This window comes from Sinomonas terricola, from assembly GCF_034931225.1.
In the GTDB taxonomy this organism is placed as follows: Bacteria; Actinomycetota; Actinomycetes; order Actinomycetales; family Micrococcaceae; genus Sinomonas; species Sinomonas terricola.
This window is the reverse complement of the sequence record NZ_JAYGGQ010000015.1, coordinates 136,890-142,938: the sequence shown is the minus strand read 5'-3', so window position 1 is coordinate 142,938 and position 6,049 is coordinate 136,890. Positions and strand designations below refer to the sequence as shown.

The following is a 6,049-nucleotide window of genomic DNA, read 5'->3' as shown; positions in this document are numbered from 1 at the left end:
TCTGCCGTGCCTTGAGGCCCTTGTGGTAGCCCGCATCCTCGGCATGGATGACGTGGTCGGACGAGTGGGCGTGGCCGTGGTCTTCGAGGTGGTCTGGGACTTGCGGTTCGCCCTGAGTCTGGGCGGGGCCAAGCGAGGACATCTGAGTCCTTTCCGGGACGGTAGGGGGATGAGGAGGGTTGGGGTTTCTCAGGCTGTGAGGTTGGCGAGCCGCTCGGGCTTGAGCAGCTCCTCGAGCCGGTCGGCCGTGAGGAGGCCGCGCTCAAGCACGAGTTCCGCGACGCCCCGCCCCGTGGCGAGCGCCTCTTGGGCGATCGACGTTGCGGCCGCGTACCCAAGGTAGGGGTTGAGCGCCGTCACGAGGCCGATCGAATGCTCGACGCTGGCGCGCAGACGGTCCTCGTTGGCGGTGATGCCGCGCACGCACCGCTCGGTGAGCGTGCGGCACGCCGCCTCGAGGTGGGTGATGCTCTTGTGGAGGCTGTGCACGATGATCGGCTCGAACGCGTTGAGCTGGAGCTGGCCGGCCTCGGCGGCCATTGTGATCGTCACGTCGTTGCCGATGACCTCGTACGCGACCTGGCTGACCACTTCCGGGATCACCGGGTTGATCTTGCCGGGCATGATCGACGAACCGGACTGGACCGCCGGGAGGTTGATCTCGGCGAGCCCCGCGCGCGGACCCGACGAGAGCAGCCGGAGATCGTTGCAGATCTTCGAGAGCTTCACCGCGACGCGCTTGAGAACGCCCGAGAGATGCACGAACGCCCCCATGTCCTGCGTCGCCTCGATGAGGTCGGGTGCGGTCACGAGGGGCAGGCCCGTGGCTTCGCCGAGGTGTCGGCACGCGGCCTCGGCATAGCCCGCGGGAGCGTTGAGGCCCGTTCCGATCGCGGTGGCTCCGAGGTTGATCTCGTGGACGAGCTTCGAGGCCTCGCGGAGCCGCTCGCGGTCCTCGCCGATGGTCACGGCGTAGGTCCCGAACTCCTGCCCGAGCGTCATGGGAACCGCGTCCTGGAGCTGCGTCCGGCCCATCTTGACCACCGTGCGGAACTCGGCGGCCTTCTCCGCGAACGCCTCTTCGAGCTCGACGAGCGCCGCGAGGAGCTCCTCGATCCCGAAAACCGTGGCAACGCGGACCGCGGTCGGGTAGACGTCGTTCGTGGACTGGCTCAGGTTGACATGGTCGTTCGGGTGCAGGGCAGCGTAGTCGCCCTTCGCCTGGCCGAGGAGCTCGAGCGCGCGGTTGGCGATGACCTCGTTCGCGTTCATGTTCGACGACGTGCCCGCACCGCCCTGGACGACGTCGACGACGAACTCCTCGCCGAGCAGTCCGCCGAGGACCTCGAGGCAGGCCTTCTCGATCGCCGCACCGCGTTCGGCGTCAAGGAGCCCGAGCTCCTGATTGGCGCGCGCGGCCGCAAGCTTGACGGCCGCGAGCCCGCGGACCAGATGCGGATTCGTCGAGAGCGGCTGACCCGTGATCGGGAAGTTCTCGACGGCCCGGAGCGTGTGGACGCCCCAGTAGGCGTCTGCCGGGATTGCGCGGTCGCCGAGGAGGTCATGCTCGAGCCGGCACGCGCTCTCGGGGGTCTGGTCGGCGAGCTGCTCTCCGTTGAGCGTCTCGGACGCGAGGGTCATGGGTGGCCTTTCGTACGGTGGCGAAACGTGGACGAGCGAAGCGAAGGTGGGTCAGGAGTTCGAGAACGCGCTCTCGAGCGCCGCGAAGGTGCCGACGGGTCGGCCCCCGCCCAGCACGGGAGATTCGGCGAGCACCGAGAGGGCACCGCCCGGCGCGGCCTCGACGACGCCGAGCGCCTTGAGGGCGCGGACGGCCACGGGCATGCGGGCGCGGTCCCCGCCGTCGGAGATCTTGACGGCGACGGCGCGGCCGTCGGGGAGGCCCACGAGCTGGACGCCTTCGAAGCCGTCCTTGGCGACGGCTCCGGGGAGGAGCCGCATGAGGCGGACGACATCGCGGCCCTCGCCCGCGACCATGTGCGGATGGGCTGCCATCGCGCGGGCGACGGCGGCCTCGGCACCCGGCCGGGCGTCGTCGTCGTTCGCCCCGGCGCGCGCGAGTGTCCCGTAGGCGCGCGCCATGCCCGTGAGGCTCATTGCAGGCAGCGGCGTGCCGCAGCCGTCGGTCGTCCACGCGCTCGGCCGCTCGCCCGTGAGCTCGGAGACGGTTGCGGCGACGAGCTGCTGGAGGGGATGTGCCGGGTCAAGATACCCGGCGACCGACCAGCCGTTGAGCGTGCAGACGGCCGCCATCGCGGCGTGCTTGCCCGAGCAGTTCTGGCACACGCGGTCCGCGTGCCCGCCCGAGCGCAGCCAGGCCTCCCGCTCGGCTGCGCCGTAGGGGAGATCGGGGGTGTTCTCGAGCGCCGAGACGTCGAGACCGTGGAGGGCGAGGATGCGCAGCGCGCCCCTGCGGTGCTCGGGCGCCCCGCTGTGGCTCGCGGCGGCGAGGGCGAGGAGTTCGGCCGGGACGTTCAGGCCGGCCCGCACGAGCGCGACGGCCTGGAGCGGCTTGAGCGCCGAACGCGGGAAGAACGCGGCGCGCGGATCCCCGGCGCTCGTCAGGAGGCTTCCGTCGGAGGCGGTCGCGGCGACGCTCCCGTAGTGCACACCCTCGACGACGCCCCCGCGCGTCTGGACCGCGAGCGGCACGTGGGCGGGAAGGCTTGGCGTGGCGGCGCCGGCTGGGGCGGCGTGGGCAGGACCGAGGCGCGTCGGCGCGGCCTGAGTCGGGCCAGTGTGCGAATCAGTCGCCGTGGGGGCGCAGTCGGCAGCGAAGGGCATAGCTCTTTCCGGAGTCAGGGGGGTGAGACGGGCAGGTTGTGGCCGCGTCAGCGGTTCGTGAGGGTGCCGAGCGCGGCGTTGACCGCGTCGAGGTGCTCGGCCATCGCGGTGCTTGCGAGCTCGGCCGAGCCGGACTCGATCGCGGTGAGGATCTTGCGGTGCTCGACGTCTGACGCACTCTTGCGGTCGGCCACGAGGTTGAGGGTCTCGGACTGATGGGAGAGCGCCTCACGGAGATCCGCGACAACGCTTTCGAAGACCTTGTTCCCGCTCGCGCGGGCGATGAGCCCGTGGAACATGGCGTCGAGGGCGACCCAGACTGCAGGATCGTCCTCGAGGAACATGTCGGAGACGATGTCCTGGAGGGTCGCGAGGTCTTCCTCGCTGCGCCGAATCGCCGCGAGCCCCGCAGCCGGAACCTCGATGTGGGGCCGGGCCTCGGTGAGATCGCGGGCGGAGTAGCGGCCGAGGACGAGATCGCCCGAGACGCGGCCCGAGACGACGAACGTGCCCTTGCCCGTGTGGGTCTCGGTGAGCCCGAGCGCCGCGCACGAGCGGAGCGCTTCGCGGACGACCGAGCGGCTCACGCCGTAGCGGGCGGCGAGGGCGGCCTCGGAGGGGAGCTTGGCGCCCACGAGGACGGCACCCGACTCGATCTCGGCCCGCAGCTCTGCGAGTACCGCTTCGGCGGCGCTCATGCGGGCGAGGGGACGCCGGGCGGGCGTCGGGGTCTCCGACTCGTCCGCCTGTCGGGGTGTCCGGCTGTCAGACAGGTTCACAGGTCGACTATGGCACTGATCACACTGGGGTGTCAAGCTGGCGCGTGCTCTGGCGGGCCTGACAAGCCGCTAGAGGAAGGGATACAGCTCGCCGACCGGCACCTCGGCGTCGATCCGGTTCTCGGGCCCCGGCAAGGGGCACGCCCACGCCTCGTTGTAGGCGCACGACGGGTTGTAGGCGAAGTTGAAGTCGAGGATGTAGAGGGTTCCCGCGTCGGCTGTCTCGGCCGGCCGATCGGCGTCGCGCGCTCCGAGGAAGGCGCCCTTGATCGTGTCGATGAGGTACCGCCCCGCCCCATACGATCCGCCCGGCCGACCGGCCGTCGCGTCGCGGAACGGCACGAAGACGCCGCCCCCGTAGCCCGCGTGCTTCCACGCCGCGAGACTCCCGAGGCCCGGAACCTCGAAGGTTCCCAGCCGGACGAACGGCACTACGCCGTCGGTGCCTGTCTGCACGGGGCGCTCCTGGCCCGCGCCGAGGGGGAGGAGCGGGACTTCGAAGCGGAAGGCCGGGTCATAGGGCGCGACCCGCAGGCCGCGGAACGCCGCGCGGTCCGTCGGCAGGAGGGCCGACGCGGGGTGGGCGGCGAAGAGCGCATCGCGTTCACGGCACCACAGCGCGTGGGCCTCGGACGACGACGGCGCCGCCCGTACCGCTGCGTACACCGCGAACATCCGCAGCCGCCAGTCCGCGATCTGGTGGGCCGGAAGCGCCAGTCCGGCCTCGCCGTCGTCCGTTCCCCACAGCTCGCCGCGGTTGTCGCTGATTTCGCTGTGGCTGTCCGCGCTGTCGCGCCCGTCCCTGAGCATGGCGCCAGAGTACTCCGGGTCCGGTTCGCTAGGGTGGCTGTATGGCGACTCGACTCCGCGTGACGGGGCTTGCCCTCGCGTCACTTCTTGCCGCATCCGCCGTCGCGGGGTGCGGATCCGGCCAGAACTCGCCCTCGTGGACCCCGGTCGGCCCCAATAGCTCCGCCGCGAGCCCGACGGGAGGCTCGTCGAGCGGCACGTCGAGCGCCACGGCCAGCGGCACGCCGTCGCCCGGTGCCACGTCGGCCGAATGGAAGACGTTCACGGACCCCGGGAAGGCGATCAGCTTCGAGCTCCCCGCCCAGTGGATCGTCCAGGCCGGCCCCGCCGCGGCCGGATCCTCGGCGGGAGCGCTGCATTTCGACGTCAAGAAGGCAGACGGCACGTTCGTCGCCGCCCTCCAGACGGGCCTTCCCGCGCCGGCCCCTGCGCCGTGCGATCCGGCCCAGGCCAAGCCGTACTCGGTCCTCAACAGCCTGCCCGTGAGCCTGCCGTTCACCGACGGTCCCGACGCGATCTCGCCGCGCTTCGTGTTCCGCGTGATCCAGGGCTACAAGTACTTCGGATCGTTCGGTCTCGTCGGCGTCCCGACGGCGGCGCAGGACGGGAAGGCGTGCCGCCTGCGCAATATCGTGCCCGGCCCCGCGGCCATCGGGTGGTACTCCTTCTCCGACGTCCTCGAGCTCGCGCCGCTCGCGCCGGAGGCCAAGGTTGCTCCACTGCAATCATTCGATACGCTTGCTCAGGCATCCGCGTACGTTGAAGACTCGGGGGACTTTGCGGACGCCCAGCGAATGATCATGTCGCTGAAGTTCACGAAGAACTCCTAGTCCCACGGGAGCACCATGCTGCGCACTGTCGGCGCCCGCCTCTCCTTCACCACTGTGGCGCGGACCAAAGTCGCGATGGCGGTCGCCGCCGCACGCAACCCCGGCTATGACTCGTTCGACGAGAGCCTTTCCATCGCGGCCGGAGGTGAGCCCGTTCCGTGGCGTGAGCTCACGGACGGGCACGGCGGGCGATTCCACGTGTTCGAGCTCGAGGAGCCCTCGGACGTCGAGGTCGAGTACCGCGCCACGGTCGGAGGGCGCGCCGAGCCCGAACCCGTCGACGAGATGACCCTCATCCGCTACGTCCGCCCGAGCCGGTACGCCGAGAGCGACCGCCTCCTCCCGACGTCCTACGGACAGTTCGGCTCGCTCGCCGGGGCCGAGCTCGTGGCCGCGGTCCGTGCGTGGGTGCACGAGCAGCTCGCCTACGTGGCCGGCTCGTCGCGCGGGACCGACGGTGCGGTCGAGACGCTCCTGCACCGCCGCGGCGTCTGCCGCGACTACGCGCACCTCGCCATCGCCCTCTTGCGCGGCAAGGACGTCCCGGCGCGCCTCACAGCCGTCTACGCGCCGGGGCTCGAGCCCATGGACTTCCACGCGGTCGCCGAGGCATTCGTCGACGGCGCGTGGCACATCGTGGACCCGACTGGCCTGGCCCCGCGCACGGGGATGCTCCGGATCACGTCGGGGCGAGACTCATCGGACACGGCGTTCCTCTCGACGGTCGGCGGGAGCCTCGTGCTGCGTCGCCTCTCCGTCTCGGCAGAGGCCGACGCCGAGCTTCCCGACGAGGATCCCTCGCTGTCCGTCATGCTCTCCTGACGG

General features: G+C 71.1%; 6 protein-coding genes. 2 read left to right on the top strand and 4 right to left on the bottom strand.

The genetic code is table 11. The annotated features are described in order from the left end of the window. Nucleotides 1-189: 189 nt before the first annotated feature. The 4 genes from SPF06_RS18005 to SPF06_RS17990 all read right to left on the bottom strand — a co-directional run bounded on the left by SPF06_RS18005 (nucleotide 190) and on the right by SPF06_RS17990 (nucleotide 4,259). Nucleotides 190-1,641 carry an aspartate ammonia-lyase gene (locus SPF06_RS18005; protein WP_323280505.1) on the bottom strand — a complete coding sequence of 484 codons (1,452 nt, stop codon included), beginning with the start codon at nucleotides 1,639-1,641 and terminating at the stop codon, nucleotides 190-192. Nucleotides 1,642-1,692: 51 nt separating this feature from the next. Beyond that, complete coding sequence (locus tag SPF06_RS18000) at nucleotides 1,693-2,805, bottom strand: asparaginase (protein ID WP_323280504.1); 1,113 nt, start codon at nucleotides 2,803-2,805, stop codon at nucleotides 1,693-1,695. Nucleotides 2,806-2,852: 47 nt separating this feature from the next. Beyond that, on the bottom strand, nucleotides 2,853-3,584 hold the full coding sequence (locus SPF06_RS17995) for a FadR/GntR family transcriptional regulator (protein ID WP_428985794.1): 732 nt from the start codon (nucleotides 3,582-3,584) through the stop codon (nucleotides 2,853-2,855). Between the two features lie 69 nt (nucleotides 3,585-3,653). Continuing rightward, on the bottom strand, nucleotides 3,654-4,259 hold the full coding sequence (locus SPF06_RS17990; protein WP_323280517.1) for a DUF1684 domain-containing protein: 606 nt from the start codon (nucleotides 4,257-4,259) through the stop codon (nucleotides 3,654-3,656). Nucleotides 4,260-4,435: 176 nt separating this feature from the next. On the opposite strand from SPF06_RS17990, the gene SPF06_RS17985 reads away from it, so the two are divergent. Together SPF06_RS17985 and SPF06_RS17980 are read left to right on the top strand one after the other, a co-directional pair. Next, entirely contained in the window at nucleotides 4,436-5,224 is a 789-nt protein-coding gene (locus tag SPF06_RS17985; protein ID WP_323280502.1) for a hypothetical protein, read from the top strand. A 15-nt stretch (nucleotides 5,225-5,239) separates the two neighbouring features. Then, nucleotides 5,240-6,046 carry a transglutaminase-like domain-containing protein gene (locus SPF06_RS17980; protein ID WP_323280501.1) on the top strand — a complete coding sequence of 269 codons (807 nt, stop codon included), beginning with the start codon at nucleotides 5,240-5,242 and terminating at the stop codon, nucleotides 6,044-6,046. Nucleotides 6,047-6,049: the final 3 nt, after the last annotated feature.